The sequence below is a fragment of the Frateuria hangzhouensis genome (assembly GCF_026410505.1).
Lineage (GTDB): Bacteria > Pseudomonadota > Gammaproteobacteria > Xanthomonadales > Rhodanobacteraceae > Frateuria_A > Frateuria_A hangzhouensis.
Map to the genome: position 1 here is coordinate 1 of NZ_JAPMIU010000022.1, position 18,171 is coordinate 18,171.

Here is an 18,171-nt window from a genome sequence, read left to right on the forward strand (position 1 = left end):
GCTCGCCTGCGGCGGGCTTTCGATCGCCTGTCGGCGCTCGAGTCACTTTTCTTTGCGGACCCAAAGAAAAGTAACCAAAAGAAAGGGTCTGTGGAGCGCGGTGAGAGAGAAGAGCTAGGTGCCTTCTCACCTTGTTTGGCGGGCGCCTGCTCATAGAGGAGCTGCCGCCGCTTTGCCGCGGTCGCTCGGGAGCCGCGTGCTTGCTCCCTCTCCCCTCCGGGGAGAGGGCTGGGGTGAGGGGCGGGGCTTGCGGGAATGTCGGCAAGGACGTTGTCGTTCTTGCGGCATTTTTCCGCGCGTTCGGGGTTGCGGCGGGAAGGGGTGCGGGCGCTGGGCCTTGCCCGGTGCAGATCAACCGAATCCGTCGATGCGCGTTAGCACGGCGATGCCGCGTATCCTCTTCTCCTTTGCCCCGCCTTTCCCCACCGCATGAACATCTCCGGTCCCTTCATCCGACGCCCGATCGGCACCTCGCTGCTGGCCATGGGTATGCTGCTTGCCGGGTTGATCTGTTATGCGTTGCTGGGCGTGTCGGCGCTGCCGCAGATGCAGTTCCCGGTGATTTTCGTGCAGGCGCAGCAGGCCGGTGCCGATGCCAGCACCATGGCCTCGACCGTGGCCGCGCCGCTGGAGCGCCACCTGGGCCAGGTGCCCGGGATCGAGTCGATGCGCTCGCGCAGCTCCGAGGGCAGCGCCTTCGTCTTCATCATGTTTCGCAACGGCACCGACCTGGACGCCGCCGCGCGCGACGTGCAATCGGCGATCAATGCCGCCGCGCCGGATCTGCCGGCGGGCCTGAACAACCCGCCGAGCTACCAGAAGGCCGACCCCAACGACGACCCGATCATCGCCTTCGCGCTGACCTCCGACACCGAGTCGGCGGCCGCGCTGTACAACAGCGCCGATACGCTGCTGGCCCAGCGCCTGCGCCAGTTGCCGGGGGTGTCCTCGGTGGAGATTGCCGGCGCCGCCACGCCGGCGATCCGCGTGGACATCGACCTGCACGCGCTGAACTCGATGGGGCTGTCGCCCGACCAGCTGCGCAACGCGCTGACCGCCGCCAACGTCACCTCGCCGCAGGGCTTCCTGTCCAATGGCGTGACCACCATGGCGGTCACCGCCAACGACCAGCTGCATACCGCCGACGACTTCGCCCGGCTGGTGGTCGCCGTGCGCGGCGGCGTGCCGGTGCGGCTGTCCGACGTGGCGCACGTCTATGCCGGCCAGCAGGATGCCTTCCAGGCGGCCTGGTTCCAGGGCAAGCCGGCGGTGCTGATGTACGTCTACAAGAAGGCCGACGCCAACATCATCGCCACCGTCGACGCGGTCAAGGCCCAGGTGCCGGGTCTGCGCGCCTACCTTTCGCCCGGCACCACGCTCACGCCGTACTTTGACGGCACGCCGACCATCCGCGCCTCGCTGCACGAGGTGCAGGCCACCTTGCTGATCTCGCTGGCGATGGTGGTGCTGACCATGGCGCTGTTCCTGCGCCGGCTGGCGCCCACGCTGATCGCCGCGCTCACCGTGCCGCTGTCACTGGCCGGCGCCTTCGTGGCGATGTACCTGTTCGGCTACACGCTCAACAACCTCACCCTGCTGGCGCTGGTGATCGCGATCGGCTTCGTGGTGGACGATGCCATCGTGGTGATCGAGAACGTGATCCGGCACATCGACAGCGGCATGCCGCGGATGGAGGCGGCGCTGACCGGCGCGCGCGAGATCGGCTTCACCATCGTCTCGATCACCGCCTCGCTGATCGCGGTGTTCATCCCGCTGCTGTTCGCGCCGGGCATCACCGGCATGTTCATGCACGAGTTCACGGTGACGCTGGTGGCGGCGATCGCCATGTCGGCGCTGATCTCGCTGACCCTCACGCCGGCGCTGTGCGGGCTGTTCCTGAGCGGCCATGCGGTGGCCAGGCCCTCGCGGATGGGCGCGGCGCTGGATCGTTTCCACGCCGGCATGCTGCGCGTGTACACCCGCTCGCTGGATTTCGCGCTGCGCCACGCGCTGGCGCTTTCGCTCACGCCGCTGGTGCTGATCGCGGCCACCTGGTTCCTGTTCGGCGTGGTCCAGCAGGGCCTGTTCCCGCGCCAGGACACCGGCCTGATCTGGGGCCGCGCCACGTCCAGCGCGACGGTGTCGTTCCAGGACGCGATCGACCGCCAGCGCAGCCTCACCGAAATGCTGCTGGCCGATCCGGACGTCAAGGCGGTCGGCTCGCGCCTGGGCACCAGCCGGCATGGCACCAGCGGCTCGTTCAACATCGAGCTGAAGACCCGCGACGAGGGCCGCAAGCTCGACACCTTCGGCGTGCTCGCGCGGCTGTCGGCCAAGGCCGATCGCTACCCCGACCTGGACCTGCGCCTGCGCGCGATCCAGGACCTGCCCAGCGGCGGCGGTGGCGGCAACCAGGGCGCGCAGTACCAGGTCTCGCTGCAGAGCAATGACCTGGCCGAACTGCAGCTGTGGCTGCCCCGGCTGGTCGCCGAGCTGAAGAAGAACCCCAAGCTGAAGGATGTCGGCAGCGACGTCGACGAGGCCGGCCTGCGCCAGAACGTGGTGATCGACCGCGACAAGGCGGCGCGGCTGGGCGTGTCCATCGGCACCATCGACGGCGCGCTGTACAACGCGTTCGGCCAGCGCCAGGTGTCGACCATCTACTCGGACATCAACCAGTACAAGGTGGTGGTCAACGCGCTGCCCTCGCAGACCGCCACGCCGGCGGCGATCGACCGCATCTACCTGCGCTCCAACAGCGGCAAGATGATCCCGCTGGGCGCACTGGCGCACCAGGAGCCCGGACTGGCGCCCTCGCAGATCTCGCACGAGGACCAGTACACCACCATGGACCTGTCCTTCAACCTCGCCGAAGGCGTGAGCATGGGTCAGGCGATGGCGATCATCCAGCACACCGTGCAGGGCATGCGCATGCCCGGCGACATCCGCCTCAACATGGGCGGCAACTTCCGCCGCTTCATGGAATCGCAGAGCGGCATGGGCTGGCTGATTTTGGCCGCGATCCTCACCGTCTACATCGTGCTGGGCATGCTCTACGAGAGCCTGATCCACCCAGTGACGATTCTCTCTACGCTGCCGGCCGCCGGCGTGGGCGCGCTGCTGGCGCTATGGCTGACCGGCACGGAGTTGTCGGTGGTCTCGCAGATCGCGCTGGTGCTGTTGATCGGCATCGTCAAGAAAAACGCGATCATGATGATCGACTTCGCCGTGGTGGCCGAGCGCGAGCACGGCAAGGGTCCGCTGGAGGCGGTGCGCGAGGCCTGCATCGTGCGCTTCCGCCCGATCATGATGACCACCATGGTGGCGATCCTCGCCGCGCTGCCGATCGCCATTGGCCTGGGCGAAGGTTCCGAGTTGCGCCGCCCGCTCGGCATCGCGCTGATCGGCGGCCTGCTGATCTCGCAGAGCCTGACCCTGCTCAGCACCCCCGCGCTGTACGTGATCTTCTCGTGCCTGTCGGCGCGCTGGCACGCCTGGCACACACGCCATCGCCGCCGCGAGGTGGCACGGGCCTGAGCCCCGCAATCCCTTTCCCCGGCGTAGCCGGGCGAGAGGGTCGGGGAGAGCAGCAGGCCTTTCCCGCCGTAGTGTGGATGGACGCATGACTGCCACGAGCGCCGTAGGGTGGGCTTCAGCCCACCACCGCCCCTTGCCGCGCACGTGACAGGTGGGCCGAAGCCCCACGCCGCCGGGTTGCCGATCGCCGCGCCTATTCTCCTCGCGGGGGAAAGGGAAGGGCGTCAGGCCGCGTCGAAATCCAGCGCAGCGGTGAGATCCCCGGGCGGCGGCCCGCCGGCGGCGCGCATGGCGTCCTCGCGCAGGGCCAGCCCCGGCAGCTTGCGCAGCCCGAACCGTCGGGTCAGGAAGCGCGCGATCGACCCGGTGTCGTAGATCGTGTGGTCCACGTGCCCCTTCTTCGCGTGCGGCGACACGATCACCGCCGGGATGCGCGAACCCGGTCCCCAGCGGTCGCCCTTCGGCGGCGCCACGTGGTCCCACCAGCCGCCGTTCTCGTCCACCGTGATCACCACCAGCACGCCCGGCCACGCCGGCGATTTCTGCAGCGCCTCCACCACGGTCATGATGTGCCGATCGCCGGCGTCCACGTCCGAATACCCGGCGTGCATGTTGAGATCGCCCTGCGGCTTGTAGAAGGTCACCGTCGGCAGCGTGTCCGACTCGATCGCGGCGAGCAGGTGGTTGGTCGCCGCCGTCTCGCCCACGCCGGCGTCGCGCAGGTGTTTCGAGCGCGCCGCGGTGCCGGGCGCGAACGCGGCGAAGTAGTTGAGCGGCTGGTGATGCGGCTGGAAGTTGGGCCGCTGCGGGAAGTCGGCCTGGTCGCCGTCGCCCTTGCCCTCCAGCGCCGCCTTCCAGCCGCCGGCATACCAGGCCCAGTCCACGCCCGCTTCGGACAGCACGTCGCCGATGGTGGCGTGCTTCTGCGGCACCAGCGTGTTGGCGCTGTTCGGATCGGCGCGGCCGGGGTCGTTCGGATCCTTGGAAAACGCCGGCGCGTAGGGCGGACCCATCGTGTTGACCGCCCACAGGTCCGGCGTGAGCGAGCTGTGTCCCATCGTCTCGGGCTTGCCCTGCATCGCGCTGGCGGGGGAGTCGTCGGCCAGCTTCAGGTGGATGTCGGTGGCTTTGCCGCTGACCGTCTGCGCGATGTTGAAGCGCGCCGGGCTGGTATCGGCATGCGGGTAGTACGGCGGCTGCGCGGCGACCAGGTACTGGTGGTTGAGGAACGAACCGCCGAACGCGCCCATGAAGAAGTGGTCGCACAAGGTGTACTGGCGCGCCAGTTGCCACAACCGCAGCCTGGAGGCGTTGTCGCCGTAATAACCCATCACCAGCGCGCCGCTGTCGCTCCAGGCGACGAAGCCGTCGTTCTTGCCGCCGTTGATCTGGCGCTGGTTCTCGTAGAAGCGGTGCCACAGATCGCGCGTGACCACGCCCTGCGGCAGCGGCTCGCCGTCGCCGGTGCGCAGCGCCCACGGCGCGTTCGGCAGCCCAGTCAGGTCCTCCTGGCGCACCAGGTATTTGCGATGGTTGACGACCTGCTCGTGCGGCGCCACGCCGTGCCACACCGGCGGCAGGTGCTCCAGCAGCGAGCCGTCGCGGTCGCGCTGGCGGTATTGCTCGGGCTTGAGCGCGTCCAGCGGCTCGGCCACGCCGGGAAAATTGGCGAACAGGTTGTTGAAACTGCGGTTTTCGGCATAGATCACCACCACGCGCTGGATGCGCTCGCGCAGCAGCGCGTCCAGCGCCGTGGGCACCCGCGCCGCCGGCCGCGCCGCGGCCACCGCCTCGGCGGTGGCGCCACCCAGCGCCAGCCCCGCGCCGGCGGCGGCCAGCCCGCCAAGCAGGCGGCGGCGTTGCGGATCGGTGGGCTCGTCGTCGCCATCGGGCGGCAGGGGCAGGTCGGACATGCGCAGGTCTCCGTGGAGGGCCGAAGCGCCCAAGTATGCCGCGATTGTCCTGCCCGCCGATCCCTGGCGCACAGCGTTTCGCATGCGGCCCTGTAGGAGCCCACTTGTGGGCGGGCCCTTGGCGGCGCGATCGAGGCGTAGAGCATCGCCCACAAGTGGGCTCCTACAGGGGCTCTCGAGGTTGTCGCAGATGCGCGCGCGGCTGCCATGTCGCCAGCTTCGCGCTGCGACGAAGCATCGGCGGGCGGCGCAGGCGCACCATGGCGTTCGTCGCCAGGGCCGCCGCAACCTGTCCGTTGTTCCCGCGCCCTCCCACCCCCACTAGCATGCGCACTTCCCCGCACCGGATTCCCCCATGGACACCACCCGCCTCGACGGGCGCACGCTGGCCTGCATCGGCGTCGCCCTGGTCACCTGGTCGAGCGCCTACGCGGCGATCGCCTACGCGCTGCCCTCGTTCACGCCGGGCGAAGTGGCGTTCGCACGCCTGGCGATCGGCTCGCTGTGCTTCGCGTTGTGGCTGCTGGCCAGGCGCCCGGTGCTGCCGCCGCGCCGCGACTGGCCGCAGCTGGCGCTGCTGGGCGTCGTCGGGCTGACCGTCTATCACATGGCGCTCAACTACGCCGAAACGCGCATCGCCAGCGGCACCGCCGCGATCCTGATCTCGCTGGTGCCGGCGGCCACCGCCGCGCTCTCCGCGCTGTGGCTGCGCGAGCGGTTGCCGGCGCGCACGCTGGCGGGCCTGGGCGTGGCGTTGGTCGGGGTGGTGATGGTGGTGCTGGCCAGTGGCAAGCAGGTGAAGTTCGAGCCGATGGCGGCCATGGTGCTGCTGAGCGTGGTCGCCTCGGCGATCTACTTCGTCGGCCAGAAGCCGCTGTTCGCACGATCGAGCGTGTTCGGCGTCACCGCGTTCACCTTCTTCGCCGGCACGCTCGGCGCGCTGCCGTTCGCGCTGCACCTGCCGCAGGCGCTGGCGGCGGCGCCGTGGCCGCGGATCGGCGCGCTGCTGTGGCTGGGGCTGGCGCCGACCTTCCTCGGCTACATCGCCTGGAACGTGGCGATCCACCGCAGCTCGGCCTCGAAGGTGTCCAGCTTCATCTACCTGTCGCCGCCGATCGCCGTGCTGATCGGCTGGGTCTGGCTGGGCGAGAGGCCGGGGCTGCTGACGCTGCTGGGCGGCGCGGTGGTGGTCGGCGGAGTGATCCTGGCCAACGCGCGCGGCCGCGCCCCGCGCGCCATCCCCGCCGCCTGCAAACAATCGTAGGGTGGGCTTCAGCCCACCGTCCCGGTGCGACGCTGGTGGGCTGAAGCCCACCCTACGGTTCAGGTTGGTTCGACGACGATCACCTGCGGATCGTCCGCATGCTCCAGCAACAGGCGGCGCACGCGGTCCTGCCAGAGTCCGGCGAAAGTCTGTCGCGCCGCCGGCGTGGCATCCGGCGCCAGCGCCTCGGCCATGCGCTCGCGCAGGCCGGGCGCGGGCGGCACGCGGGACAGGTCTAGTGCCACCCGTACCGACGCGCCGTTGTCGCGCCGCACGAAGCGCACGCCCGCGCCTTCGCTGGCGCCGGCGTAGCGCAACAGGCCCTGCCGCACGTAACGACCGCCGATGCCATGGAAACCGTTGCCTGCCGCGGCGCCGGTCAACAACGTGAACACCTGGGCGATCACGCCGGTGGTGCCTTCGTGCTCCGGCGCACCCATGCGTACCGCCACGCCGCCGCGTTCGGCCGGCTGGTCGGGGTACAGCGCACGCAGCGCCGCGCGGGCCATCAGGTAGGCGCCGGCCACGGTGGGGCAGGAGTGCCCGGCCAGCCGCACCGCGTCGGCGTAGCCATAGACCAGCACGCCGTCGTCGCTCGCGCCCAGCAGGGCGGCCAGCGGGTCGCGCGTGGCGATGCGCGGCGCCTGTTCGAAAAAGTCCGGGAACGCCATCGGCCTACTCGTTCGGCATGCCGACGATGCCGAAATCCACCACCACCGGGCCGGGGCCCTGCTGGCGGTAGGTGATGGTCAGGTGCTCGCCCAGCCGCTCGCGCAACTGTGCCAGCAGCGGCACCGGGTCGTGGTCGTTGATGAAGCGCATCGTCTCGCCCGAGCGCAAGGCACCGAGCGCGCCGAAGATGGCCGAATGGCGGAAGCGGCGGGCGATGCCGCGCGCATCGAACACGTGGACGTTGTCTTCGGGACTGAGGTTGGCTTGCATGGTCGGCATCTGCGGGGAAGGTGGCGCCAAGCTACGCCCGCCCGCGCGGCCCGCCCATGACCTGGATCAGGCCATGCCCCGGCGTGGACCTAGAGCTTGTAGCCCTTGTGGATCGCCACGATGCCGTTGGTGAGATTGCGCACCTCGACGCGGCCGAAGCCGGCCGCCTCCATCATGCCCTTCAGCGTCTGCTGGTCCGGATGCTTGCGGATCGACTCGGCCAGGTACTGATAGCTGTCCGCGTCACCGGCGAACAGCCGGCCGAGCTTGGGCAGCACCTTGAACGAGTGGAAGTCGTACAGCTTGCCGAACAGCTCGCTCTGCACGCGCGAGAACTCCAGCACCAGCGCGCGTCCGCCGGGCTTGAGCACGCGGCAGATGTCGGCCAGCGCCTTGTCCTTGTCAGTGACGTTGCGCAGGCCGAAGGCCATCGTCACCGCATCGAACGAGGCATCGGGGAAGGGCAGGCATTCGGCATTCAACTGCGCCCAGCGCAGGCCACCGACCAGGCCGCGATCGGTCATGCGGTCGCGACCCACGCCGAGCATGGCGGCATTGATGTCGCCCACCACCACCTCGCCCTGGTCGCCGACCACCGGCTTGAGCAGCGCGGCGATGTCGCCAGTGCCGCCGGCCAGGTCCAGCACGCGATCGCCGCGGCGCACGCCGCTGATCGCCACGAAGTGGCGCTTCCACAGGCGGTGCACGCCGAACGACATCAGGTCGTTCATCAGGTCGTAGCTGCGCGCGACCGAGGTAAATACCTGGCCGACCAGCTTCTGCTTCTCCGCCGCCGGCACGTCGCGGAAACCGAAATGGGTGGTGTGGGGCTGCTCGCTCATGGGCGGCAATGCTACAGCCTCTTGGCGCCCTCTCCCCAACGCAAGGGGCTGGGGAGCGGCTCGTGGCGGGGTGGGCACCTCCCAACCGCCGACACCGGCTCCCTCTCCCCCCGGGGAGAGGGCTGGGGTGAGGGGTCAAGGCTTGCAGCAGGGGCCGGGCGAAGCCGCGCGCGCTGTTGCTTTTGAAGCAAAAGCACTCGCTCGACTGGAGAGCCGGGCGAGCCCGGCCCCTCACCCCAACCCTCTCCCCGGAGGGGAGAGGGGGGCGGAGCGAACCGCTGCCGCCGCCGCTTGCGAAATTAATATATAAATGTAATATAGCTAGGGCAGGTAAACACCATGAACAGCTTCCTCGCCACCGAACAACGCCTCGCCGTCACCCGCCAACGCCACCCCGCGTTCCCGCGCGCCCCGGCCGTGCTCGTGCGCCTGGTCAAGCACCTGCACAAGCGCATGCACGACGACGCCAACGCCGCGCTCAAGCCCTTCGGCCTCAACCATCCGCAGTACAACCTGCTGATGATGCTCTACGGCACCGACGACCACGCACTGCATCCGTCGGAGTTGGCCGAAGCGGCGGGCGAGAAGCCGGCCAACATCACGCGGCTTACCAACGAGCTGTGCGAGAAGGGCCTGATCGGGCGCGCCGCCAGCGCCGGCGATCGCCGCAAGCTGGTGCTCAGCCTCACACCCGCCGGGATCGCGCTGATCGAACGATTGCTGCCCTCGCTCTGCACCTTGCTGCACGCGCAGACCGAAGGCCTGACCGCGCGCGACCAGGCCGAGCTGGAGCGCCTGCTGAAGAAGTTCCTCGACGGCTTCGACCGCCGCGGCTGAAGGTTTTCCCCATGCCAGCCAAAACCCATCCACGGCCCGACCGGCACCGGCCCGACGAGGTCGCCCATGCCGCTTGAAGTCGACTTCCACGGCGTGCTGATGCCCGGCCTGCTACCGGTGTTCCTCGGTTGCCTGCTGCTGATGGTGTTGCTGGACTTGGTGCTCGGCCGGCGCGGGCTGTACCGGCGTGTCTGGCATCCCTCGCTGGTGCGCCTGGCCCTTTTCGTCTGCCTGTTCAGCGCCGCCGGCCTCGTGCTGGTCCATTGATTCCCCTGGTTCCCGATCCACCCATGAAAAACCTTTCGCTGCTGCGCTTCCTGATCACTGCCGCCGTCGTCATCGTCGCCGCGGTGCTCGGCCACGCGTTGTGGAAGCACTACCTGTATGCGCCGTGGACCCGCGACGGCCGCGTGCGCGCGGACGTCATCCGCGTGGCGCCGGACGTCTCCGGCCTGGTCGACGCCGTGCGCGTGCGCGACAACCAGTTCGTGCACCGGGGCGACGTGCTGTTCGTGGTCGACCGGGCGCGCTTCCGCAACGCCGTGGCCCAGGCCGAGGCGAACCTCGCTGCGGCCGAAGCCGCCGCCCGCGCCGCCGGCGCCAACATCGACGCGGCGCGGGCCAGCGCCAAGGCCCGGCAGGCGCAGTACCGCATGTATGCCGAGCAGGCCGAACGGCGCCAGCGCATGGGCGACGTGATCTCCCGCGAGGCGCGCAGCGACGCGGCCGCCACCGCCAGCGCGGCGCGCGCCAGCTGGCAGCAGGCCAGGGCCGGCGGCAGCCAGGCCCATGCCGCGCGCGAGCAGGCCACGGCCGCGATGGAGCAGGCGCAGGTCGCGCTGGATCGCGCCCGGCTGGACCTGGCCCGCACCGAGGTGCGCGCCCCGGTCGACGGCTACGTCACCAACCTGATCGTGCGCGTGGGCGACTACGCCGCCACGGGCAATCCGCTGCTGGCGCTGGTCGACAGCCACAGCTTCTACGTCTACGGCTACTTCGAGGAAACCAAGCTGCCGCACCTGCACGTGGGCGACCCGGTCGACGTGCGCCTGATGGCCGGCGGCGTGCACCTCGAAGGCACCATCACCGGCATCGCCCGCGGCATCACCGACCGCGACAACCCCGCCGGCGCCGACCTGCTGGCCGACGTCAACCCGACCTTCAACTGGGTGCGCCTGGCCCAGCGCGTGCCGGTGCGCGTGGCCATCGATACCCGCGGCCTGCCCGAGGGCATGGTGCTCGCCGCCGGCATGACCGCAACCATCGAGGTGCGCCCGAGCGGCGACCGCAAGCCGCCACACGTCGTCGCCGCCCACGACACGCCGTAACGCACATCCCGGAATCATCCCCGCCATGCCCCCCGCCGCCGCTACCGCGCCGTCCGCCTCCCGCTGGGCCGGGCTGCGCGAATTCCTGCTCGGCGAGCGTGTCTCCTGGGTCTTCGTGTTCAAGGCCGCGCTGGCGCTGTACCTGGGCGCCTGGCTGGCGATGTGGCTGCAGCTGGAACAGCCTTACACCACGCTGGTCACCATCGCCCTGCTGATGCACCGGCAGAGCGGCATGGTGCTGGCCAAGAGCTTCTACCGCGGCGTGGGCACCCTCGCCGGCAGCCTGTTCGGGCTGGCGCTGCTGTCGCTGTTCCCGCAGCAGCCGGTGCTGTTCCTGCTGTCGATGTCGCTGTGGGTGGGGCTGTGCGCCGGCGGCGCCACGCTGTACCGCAATTTCATGGCCTACGGCTTCGTGCTGGCCGGCTACACCGCGGCGATCGTCACCCTGCCGGCGATCAATGCGCCGCTGCGCGTGTTCGACAGCGCGGTGATGCGCGTCAGCGAAGTGCTGCTGGGCATTGTCGTCGCCGGCGTGGTCAGCGACCTGGTGCTGCCGCAACGGCTGCGCGACACCCTGCGCCGCGCCGCGCGCGCGCAGTTCGCGCACTTCATCGACTTCGCCCGCGATTCCATGCTCGGCGCGATCCCGCGCAGCGAGATGGAACAGGCCTATCTGCGCTTCGTGCGCGACGCGGTGGAACTGGAAAACATGCGCGCCGCGGTGATCTTCGAAGATCCCGAGGCGCACGCGCGCTCCAGCCGCATGCGCCTGCTCAACCAGTTCTACATGGCCGCCACCGGCAGCTTCCAGTCGGCCCACCACCTGATCGAGCGGCTGCGCCGCGGCGGCCGGCGCGAGGTCGGCGACGCGCTGATCGCGTTCTATCAGCCGATCAGCCGCGCGCTCTCGCCCGGGCCCGCGCAACGGCATGACCCGGCCGTCCTCGCCGCGCGCCTGCAGGACGGCGCCGCGGTCCTGCCGCCGCTGGCCACGCGCCTGCGCGCCGGGTTGGCGGCCGACGCGCGGATCGAGTTCGATACCGGCGCCGCGTTGCTCACGCGCTTCGCCGACGAGCTGCGCGACTTCGCCCTGGTGGAAGTCTCGCTGCGTGCGCGGCGCCTGCGCGGCAACGTGGAGAAGGTGCAGTTCCGCCGCGGCAACGACTACCTCGGCGCGCTGCTGGCGATGCTGCGCACCTTCCTCACCATGGCCGTGCTGAGCGCGTTCTGGCTGGCCAGCGGCTGGCCGCACGGCACCAGCGCCATGCTGATCGCCACCATCTTCGCCGGGCTGCTGGCGGCCGCGCCCAACCCGGTATCGGCGGCCGTGCGGACTTTGCTGGCGCAGGGCGCGGGCATGCTCGCCTCGTTCTACGTCACTTTCTGGCTGCTGCCCCTGAGCGATGGCATGGGCATGTTCATCGTCGCCACGCTGCCGTTCCTGATCCCGGGCCTCTACCTGCAGTCGCGGCCGGCGCTGGCCACCATGGGCGTGGGCTACTGCATCGGCTTCATCTTCTCGATGATGCTGCGCAACGCGATGGCCTACGACGTAACCTTCTTCGTCAACGAGTCGATCGCGCAACTGGCCGGCTTCGCGCTCAGCGCGGTGGCCTTCATGGTGCTGCCGGGCATCGCCGGCACCGGCTGGCAGCGCGCGCGGCAATTGCGGCAACTTCGCCTGCAGGTGGTGCGCGCCGCCACCGAACCGCTGCCGGGGCTGGCCTACCGCTTCGAAAGCCGCCATCGCGACCTGTTCCAGCAAGTGGTCACCCACACCCGTCCGGACAGCGCCGAGTCGCGCGAACTGCTGGCCTGGGCACTGGCCGCGCACGAAGGCGGCCGCACCGTGATCGAACTGCGCCAGCGCATGGCCCACCGCCCGTTGCCGCCCGCGCTGGAGCAGCGCGCGACCGACGCGGTGCAAGCCCTGGCCCGGCTCTACGAAGCGCCGGACCAGATGCGATGGGAGCGGGCCGACCACGCGGTCTCCGCGGCGATCGCACTGGCCGATGCCCCCCTCCACGCCAGCCACCGCCCGCTGCTGCTGCACCTGCATCAGCTCCACGGCGTGCTGCACGACGACCAGTCGGCACTTGGCGCCTATCTGCCGGGAGGTTGATGGGCTCGAGCTGGCTCAGCAGGAGCGAGGCATCCCCAAATCGCCGACACGGCTCCCTCTCCCCTCCGGGAGAGGGGGCAGGAGCGAGGTACTCCCAGACTCTGGCACGACTAAGAGAATGGGGAGCAGGAGCGAGGGCAACCCAAACCGCCGACACGGCTCCCTCTCCCCTCCGGGGAGAGGGCTGGGGTGAGGGGCCAAGGCTTGCGGGAAATTCCGCCCGCGCCTCATCGCCCGCAGCGTCGCCTCTAGCGACCCCCAGCCAGCCGCGCCAGCCGCAGCTCCAGCCAGCGCCTCACATCAGGCCATTCGCGGTCGAGGATCGAATAACACACCGTATCGCGCAGGCTCCCGTCCGGCCGCCGCCGGTGCGCCCGCAACACGCCCTCGCGCTGTGCACCCAGCCGCTCGATCGCCCGCTGCGAATCGAGGTTGCGCCCGTCGGTATGGAACTCGACCGCCACGCATCCCAGCGACTCGAACGCATGCGCCAGCAACAACCGCTTGCACGCCGTATTCAGATGGCCCTTCTGCCAGCGCCGGGCGTACCACGTGTATCCGATCGCCACGCGCCGCGGGTCCTGCGCGATGTCGTAGAACCGCGTCGTGCCGACCAGCTCGCCGGTGCTGCGCTCGCGGATCGCGAACGGCAGCATCACTCCTTCGCGCTGCCCGGCGAGCGCCTTCTCCACGTACGCCACCATCTCGCCCGGCGCGGGCACCGAGGTGAACCACAGGCGCCACAGCTCGCCATCGGCCGCGGCGGTTTCCAGCGAGGCGACGTGGTCCAGGCACAACGGCTCCAGGACGACGTGCGCGTCCTCCAATCGGGTAGGCATCGGCATCGAAAGGCTCAGGCGTCCAGGTCGGGAATCATCTTGCTCTCCAGCCGCGCGATGGCGTCCTTGAGCAACAACTTGCGCTTCTTCAGCCGCGTCAGCTGCAGTTCGTCGCGGGCCGGGTGCACGGCCATGTGGTCGATCGCCGCGTCCAGGTCGCGGTGTTCCTGGCGCAGTTCGGCCAGCCGATGGGCGATCTGGATGGGATCGGGGGCCTGCATGACGGACGGGGCGGACGGGACAGGCCGCCAGTGTAACCCCGCCGGCCGGCCATGGCGGGCTTCGGTACAATGACGCCCATGTCCGTCCCCGTTCTTTCCGACCCCCGCGCCGACCGCATGCGGGCCCCCGAGGCCGCGCGACTGGCCCGGCGATTGCGCCGCCAGGTCGGCCAGGCGATCGTCGATTTCCAGATGATCGAGGACGGCGACCGCGTGATGGTCTGCCTGTCCGGCGGCAAGGATTCCCACACCCTGCTCGACCTGCTGCTGTCGCTGCAGGCCCGGGCGCCGGTGCGTTTCGAGCTGGTCGCGGTGAACCTGGACCAGAAACAGCCCGGCTTCCCCGCCGACGTGCTGCCGGACTACCTCACCGCGCGCGGCGTGCCGTTCCACGTCATCGAGCAGGACACCTACAGCACGGTCACCCGGGTCATCCCCGAGGGCAAGACCATGTGCAGCCTGTGCTCGCGCCTGCGCCGCGGCGCGCTCTACCGCTGGGCGGCGGAGAACGGCATCACCCGCATCGCGCTGGGGCACCACCGCGATGACATCCTGGCCACGTTCTTCCTCAACCTGTTCCACGGCGCGAGCCTCAAGGCGATGCCGCCGAAGCTGCGTTCGGACGACGGCCGTCACGTGGTGATCCGCCCGCTGGCCTACTGCCGCGAGAGCGACATTGCCGAGTACGCCGGCCAGCGCGCCTTCCCGATCATCCCGTGCAACCTGTGCGGCTCGCAGGAAAACCTGCAGCGCAAGGCGATCGGCCGTATGCTCGCCGATTGGGATGCGCAGCATCCCGGCCGCTGCGAGAGCATCTTCCGGGCGCTGGGCAACGTCGCGCCCTCGCAACTGGCCGACCGCAACCTGTTCGACTTTGCCGCGCTGGGCTCCCGCGCAGGCGCCGCGGGCGCCGGCGCGCACGACTGGCTGTCCGACGGCGAAGCCGTCTAGACGTCCATCCTTCCACCTTTCAACGCGAGTCCTCCACGTGTCCCACTTTGCTTCCGTCGAAATGGCCCCGGGCGATCCGATCCTCGGTCTCACCGAGACCTTCCTGGCCGACACCCGCCCGCAGAAGGTCAATCTGGGCGTCGGCATCTACGTCGACGAACAGGGCCGCGTCCCGCTCATGCGCGCGGTGCGCGAGGTCGAGCAGGCGATGGCGGCCGAGGCCAAGCCGCGCGGCTACCTGCCGATCGACGGCCTGCCGGCCTACGACGCGCTGACCCAGCAACTGCTGTTCGGCGCCGACTCGCCGCTGCTGGCCGCCGGCCGCGTGGCCACCGCGCAGACCATCGGCGGCAGCGGCGCGCTGCGCGTGGGCGCGGACCTGCTCAAGAAGGTGCTGCCCCACGCGCGCATCGCCATCAGCAGCCCGAGCTGGGAAAACCATCGCGTCGTGTTCGGCAACGCCGGCTTCGAGATCGCCGACTACCGCTATTACGATCCGGCCACGCATGGCCTGGACTTCGCCGGCATGATGGAAGACCTGGGCAAGCTCGAGCCTGGCACCGTGGTGCTGCTGCACGCCTGCTGCCACAACCCCACCGGCGTGGACCCGGACGCGGCGCAGTGGCAGCAGATCGTGGACCTGGTCAAGGCGCGCAACCTGCTGCCGTTCATCGACATCGCCTACCAGGGCTTCGACCAGGGCATCGACGCCGATGCCACCGCGATCCGGCTGTTCGCCGCCTCCGGCATCGAGGCCTTCGTGGTGGCCAATTCGTACTCGAAGTCGTTTTCGCTCTACGGCGAGCGCGTTGGCGCACTGTCGATCGTCGGCACCGACCGCGACGAGGCCGCGCGCCTGCGCGCCAAGATCAAGCAGACCATCCGCGCCAACTACTCCAGCCCCGCCACCCACGGCGGCGCGCTGGTCGCCGGCGTGCTCGGCAGCATCGAGCTGCGCGCGATGTGGGAGGCGGAACTGGCCGAGATGCGCGAGCGCATCCATGCCATGCGCGCCGGCATGGTCGAAAAGCTGGCCGCCCACGGCGCGCCGCAGTTCGGCTTCATCCAGCAGCAGGCGGGCATGTTCTCCTACTCGGGCCTGTCCCGCGCCCAGGTCGACCGCTTGCGCGAGGAGTTCGCCATCTACGCACTGGGCACCGGACGCATCTGCGTGGCGGCGCTCAACCGCGGCAACCTGGAGACGGTGGCCGCGGCGGTGGCCGCGGTGAGCCGCTGACCTTCCGGCGGCCCTTCGACTTCGCTGCGCAGGCCCGTAGGGCCGTCCAAACCACTCACTTGAACCGTTCACCCTGAGCGTAGGCCCGAAGGGCCGAAGTCGAAGGGCCGCAAGGAACGACCCGTTCCCCCAACCGGATCCCGCATGTTCTTCCGCAACCTCACTCTGTTCCGCTTCTCCCCCGCCGTCGCCGAAGATCTTTCCCGCCTCGACGACGCCCTCGCCGAACACCGCCTGCGCCCCTGCGGCCCGATGGAGCTGTTCACCAAGGGTTTCGTGCCGCCGATCGGCCGTGGCGAGGAAGCCGCGCTGACCCACGCCGTCAAGCACTGCACCTGGGTCTCCGTCGGCGGCGAGGACAAGCTGCTGCCGGCCGCCGTCGTCAACGACGAGCTGTACCGCCGCGTGCAGAAGATCGCCGAGGAAGAGGGCCGCAAGGTCGGCGGCCGCGAACGCAAGCGCATGAAGGAAGACCTGCTCAACGAGTTGCTGCCGCGCGCCTTCGTGCGAAACTCGCGCATGTCCGCCTACGTCGACCGCCAGCACGGCTGGCTGGTGCTGGACACCTCCAGCCGCAAGTCCGCCGAGAACGCGCTGACCCAGATCCGCGAAGCGCTGGGCAGCTTCCCGGCGGTACCGCTGGCACCGGAAGAGGGCCCGCGCGTGCTGATGACCGACTGGCTTGCCAACGGCACCCTGCCGGCCGGCCTGGCCCTGGGCGACGAAGTCGAACTGCGCGACCCCGGCAGCAACACCGGCGCCATCGCCCGCTGCCGCCGGCAGGACCTGGAGAGCGAGGAAATCAAGGAACACCTGCGCAACGGCAAGCAGGTCTTCCAGCTCGGCCTGGTGTTCGACGACCGCATCAGCTTCGTGCTGGGCGAGGACCTGATCCTGCGCAAGCTCAAGCTGCTCGACGTGGTCACGGACGAACTGGCCGACAGCGCCGCCGACGCCGCCGCCGAACTCGATGCTCGCTTCGCCCTGTTCACCCTGGAAATCGAGCGCCTGCTGGGCAAGCTGGAAGAGTGGTTCGGCCTGCCGCGCCCCAAAGACGCCTGACACTTGGGCTCCCTCTCCCCTCCGGGGAGAGGGCTGGGGTGAGGGGCCGCTCTAGCGACAAGCCTCCCCGCAAGCTCCAGCCCCTCATCGCCCCTTCCGGGCACCTTCTCCCCGGCGGGCAGAAGGACCGGGCCAAAACCGTCAACCCCACGTGAACGGCCGCCCGAAACGCCCGTCCCACGCCATCCAACCCTTTCCTCACACCCCCCGTTGCAAGGTTATGCTTCACCCACGGGCCCGGGATCATGGCAGCTGAACTTCAAGGCGACTGGCTGGAACTGGCAACGGCGAGCGGCAGCACCATCCGGGTGCTCAAGGCCGCGCATCCGCGCGCGCGCCGTCTGCGCTTGACGGTCACGCCCAAGGGCGCCCGGGTGTCGTATCCCAACGGCACCCATCCGGCCCAGGTCAGCGCCTTCCTGCGCAGCCACGCCGACTGGCTGGAGCGCAAGCTCGATGAGCTCAATCTCATCGTCAAGCCGCTGCCCGCCCTGCGCGTCGGCCACGCCACCGAATTCCCGATGCGCGGCGAAGTCGCGCTGCTGGACTGGGCCGAAGGCCCGTACCCACGCGTGGAAACCTTCGACGGCGGCCTCACCCTGGTGCTGCCCCGCCCGCACACCCGCGCGCTGCCGGTGGCACGCGGCCTGCTGGCCTCGCATTTCGAGGCGCAGATGCGCCGCGACGTCTCGCGCTGGATGGCCGGCTACGTCCCGCAACTGGGCCTGGCGCCCACCGCCCTGCGCATTCGCCCGATGAAAAGCCTGTGGGGCAGCCTGGATACGCGCGACCGCATCAACCTGGACCTGGCCCTCGCGCTCGCCCCGCCCGCTGCCCTGCGCTACGTGCTGGCCCACGAGCTGTGCCACCTCAAGGTCCGCAGCCACGCCCCCCGCTTCTGGGCGCTGGTCGCCACGCTGTTCCCCAACTGGCGCGAACAGCGCGACTGGCTGCGGGTGAACGGCGCCACGTTGAAGGCGGAGCTGGACCGCCTGGTCGCCGACGTTGCGGATTAGCGACCGCCGCGCGCGTAGGGCCGCGCGCGTAGGGTGGGCTTCAGCCCACCTTCGTCGGTC

General features: G+C 69.9%; 16 protein-coding genes. 10 read left to right on the forward strand and 6 right to left on the reverse strand.

The annotated features are described in order from the left end of the window. Nucleotides 1-429: 429 nt before the first annotated feature. Nucleotides 430-3,537, forward strand: a complete 3,108-nt coding sequence (locus OSC30_RS15945; RefSeq protein ID WP_267172837.1) for an efflux RND transporter permease subunit — start codon at nt 430-432, stop codon at nt 3,535-3,537. A 224-nt stretch (nt 3,538-3,761) separates the two neighbouring features. Here OSC30_RS15945 and acpA read toward each other — a convergent pair whose 3' ends face one another. Beyond that, nucleotides 3,762-5,450: an acid phosphatase gene (gene acpA, locus OSC30_RS15950; RefSeq protein ID WP_267172838.1), complete on the reverse strand. Its 1,689-nt coding sequence runs from the start codon at nt 5,448-5,450 to the stop codon at nt 3,762-3,764. A gap of 355 nt (nt 5,451-5,805) precedes the next feature. Here acpA and OSC30_RS15955 point away from each other — a divergent pair, with 355 nt between their 5' ends. Next, complete coding sequence (locus OSC30_RS15955; RefSeq protein ID WP_267172839.1) at nt 5,806-6,714, forward strand: DMT family transporter; 909 nt, start codon at nt 5,806-5,808, stop codon at nt 6,712-6,714. A gap of 59 nt (nt 6,715-6,773) precedes the next feature. On the opposite strand, the gene OSC30_RS15960 is transcribed toward OSC30_RS15955, so the two are convergent. From OSC30_RS15960 to ubiE, 3 genes are all read right to left on the reverse strand, one after another. Beyond that, on the reverse strand, nt 6,774-7,385 hold the full coding sequence (locus OSC30_RS15960) for an FmdE family protein (RefSeq protein WP_267172840.1): 612 nt from the start codon (nt 7,383-7,385) through the stop codon (nt 6,774-6,776). 4 nt (nt 7,386-7,389) lie between these two features. Beyond that, nucleotides 7,390-7,656, reverse strand: a complete 267-nt coding sequence (locus OSC30_RS15965; protein ID WP_267172841.1) for a DUF2249 domain-containing protein — start codon at nt 7,654-7,656, stop codon at nt 7,390-7,392. An 89-nt stretch (nt 7,657-7,745) separates the two neighbouring features. Further along, a complete protein-coding gene (gene ubiE / locus OSC30_RS15970; RefSeq protein ID WP_267172842.1) occupies nt 7,746-8,498 on the reverse strand; it encodes a bifunctional demethylmenaquinone methyltransferase/2-methoxy-6-polyprenyl-1,4-benzoquinol methylase UbiE in 753 nt (250 codons plus the stop codon). Between the two features lie 339 nt (nt 8,499-8,837). Between ubiE and OSC30_RS15975 the strand changes: the two genes are divergently transcribed. The 4 genes from OSC30_RS15975 to OSC30_RS15990 all read left to right on the forward strand — a co-directional run bounded on the left by OSC30_RS15975 (nt 8,838) and on the right by OSC30_RS15990 (nt 12,785). Then, nucleotides 8,838-9,335, forward strand: a complete 498-nt coding sequence (locus tag OSC30_RS15975) for a MarR family winged helix-turn-helix transcriptional regulator (RefSeq protein ID WP_267172843.1) — start codon at nt 8,838-8,840, stop codon at nt 9,333-9,335. A 66-nt stretch (nt 9,336-9,401) separates the two neighbouring features. Further along, the gene (locus OSC30_RS15980; RefSeq protein ID WP_267172844.1) at nt 9,402-9,602 is read left to right on the forward strand and encodes a DUF1656 domain-containing protein; all 201 of its coding nucleotides are present in this window, start codon (nt 9,402-9,404) and stop codon (nt 9,600-9,602) included. A 23-nt stretch (nt 9,603-9,625) separates the two neighbouring features. Continuing rightward, a complete protein-coding gene (locus tag OSC30_RS15985; protein ID WP_267172845.1) occupies nt 9,626-10,663 on the forward strand; it encodes an HlyD family secretion protein in 1,038 nt (345 codons plus the stop codon). 25 nt (nt 10,664-10,688) lie between these two features. Further along, entirely contained in the window at nt 10,689-12,785 is a 2,097-nt protein-coding gene (locus tag OSC30_RS15990; protein ID WP_267172846.1) for an FUSC family protein, read from the forward strand. Nucleotides 12,786-13,033: 248 nt separating this feature from the next. Here OSC30_RS15990 and OSC30_RS15995 read toward each other — a convergent pair whose 3' ends face one another. Continuing rightward, nucleotides 13,034-13,624, reverse strand: coding sequence for a GNAT family N-acetyltransferase (locus OSC30_RS15995; RefSeq protein WP_267172847.1), 591 nt, complete (start codon nt 13,622-13,624; stop codon nt 13,034-13,036). Nucleotides 13,625-13,638: 14 nt separating this feature from the next. After that, complete coding sequence (locus OSC30_RS16000; protein WP_267172848.1) at nt 13,639-13,845, reverse strand: YdcH family protein; 207 nt, start codon at nt 13,843-13,845, stop codon at nt 13,639-13,641. A 69-nt stretch (nt 13,846-13,914) separates the two neighbouring features. Here OSC30_RS16000 and ttcA point away from each other — a divergent pair, with 69 nt between their 5' ends. The 4 genes from ttcA (at nt 13,915) to OSC30_RS16020 (ending at nt 18,111) form a co-directional block, all read left to right on the forward strand. Next, nucleotides 13,915-14,796, forward strand: coding sequence for a tRNA 2-thiocytidine(32) synthetase TtcA (gene ttcA / locus OSC30_RS16005; protein ID WP_267172849.1), 882 nt, complete (start codon nt 13,915-13,917; stop codon nt 14,794-14,796). A gap of 37 nt (nt 14,797-14,833) precedes the next feature. Further along, nucleotides 14,834-16,033, forward strand: a complete 1,200-nt coding sequence (locus OSC30_RS16010; RefSeq protein ID WP_267172850.1) for an amino acid aminotransferase — start codon at nt 14,834-14,836, stop codon at nt 16,031-16,033. Nucleotides 16,034-16,177: 144 nt separating this feature from the next. Continuing rightward, entirely contained in the window at nt 16,178-17,095 is a 918-nt protein-coding gene (locus tag OSC30_RS16015; RefSeq protein WP_267172851.1) for a recombination-associated protein RdgC, read from the forward strand. A gap of 245 nt (nt 17,096-17,340) precedes the next feature. Further along, entirely contained in the window at nt 17,341-18,111 is a 771-nt protein-coding gene (locus OSC30_RS16020; RefSeq protein WP_267172852.1) for a M48 family metallopeptidase, read from the forward strand. The last annotated feature ends 60 nt before the right edge of the window (nt 18,112-18,171 follow it).

Excerpts from the sequence above, each read along its gene's own strand:
- OSC30_RS16015 (WP_267172851.1), top strand. The coding sequence starts at position 16,178 with ATGTTCTTCCGCAACCTCACTCTGTTCCGCTTCTCCCCCGCCGTCGCC.
- OSC30_RS15980 (WP_267172844.1), top strand. The coding sequence starts at position 9,402 with ATGCCGCTTGAAGTCGACTTCCACGGCGTGCTGATGCCCGGCCTGCTA.
- ubiE (WP_267172842.1), bottom strand. The coding sequence starts at position 8,498 with ATGAGCGAGCAGCCCCACACCACCCATTTCGGTTTCCGCGACGTGCCG.
- OSC30_RS15965 (WP_267172841.1), bottom strand. The coding sequence starts at position 7,656 with ATGCAAGCCAACCTCAGTCCCGAAGACAACGTCCACGTGTTCGATGCG.
- OSC30_RS15960 (WP_267172840.1), bottom strand. The coding sequence starts at position 7,385 with ATGGCGTTCCCGGACTTTTTCGAACAGGCGCCGCGCATCGCCACGCGC.
- OSC30_RS15985 (WP_267172845.1), top strand. The coding sequence starts at position 9,626 with ATGAAAAACCTTTCGCTGCTGCGCTTCCTGATCACTGCCGCCGTCGTC.
- OSC30_RS16000 (WP_267172848.1), bottom strand. The coding sequence starts at position 13,845 with ATGCAGGCCCCCGATCCCATCCAGATCGCCCATCGGCTGGCCGAACTG.
- OSC30_RS15975 (WP_267172843.1), top strand. The coding sequence starts at position 8,838 with ATGAACAGCTTCCTCGCCACCGAACAACGCCTCGCCGTCACCCGCCAA.
- ttcA (WP_267172849.1), top strand. The coding sequence starts at position 13,915 with ATGACGCCCATGTCCGTCCCCGTTCTTTCCGACCCCCGCGCCGACCGC.
- acpA (WP_267172838.1), bottom strand. The coding sequence starts at position 5,450 with ATGTCCGACCTGCCCCTGCCGCCCGATGGCGACGACGAGCCCACCGAT.
- OSC30_RS15945 (WP_267172837.1), top strand. The coding sequence starts at position 430 with ATGAACATCTCCGGTCCCTTCATCCGACGCCCGATCGGCACCTCGCTG.
- OSC30_RS15995 (WP_267172847.1), bottom strand. The coding sequence starts at position 13,624 with ATGCCTACCCGATTGGAGGACGCGCACGTCGTCCTGGAGCCGTTGTGC.
- OSC30_RS15955 (WP_267172839.1), top strand. The coding sequence starts at position 5,806 with ATGGACACCACCCGCCTCGACGGGCGCACGCTGGCCTGCATCGGCGTC.
- OSC30_RS16020 (WP_267172852.1), top strand. The coding sequence starts at position 17,341 with ATGGCAGCTGAACTTCAAGGCGACTGGCTGGAACTGGCAACGGCGAGC.
- OSC30_RS15990 (WP_267172846.1), top strand. The coding sequence starts at position 10,689 with ATGCCCCCCGCCGCCGCTACCGCGCCGTCCGCCTCCCGCTGGGCCGGG.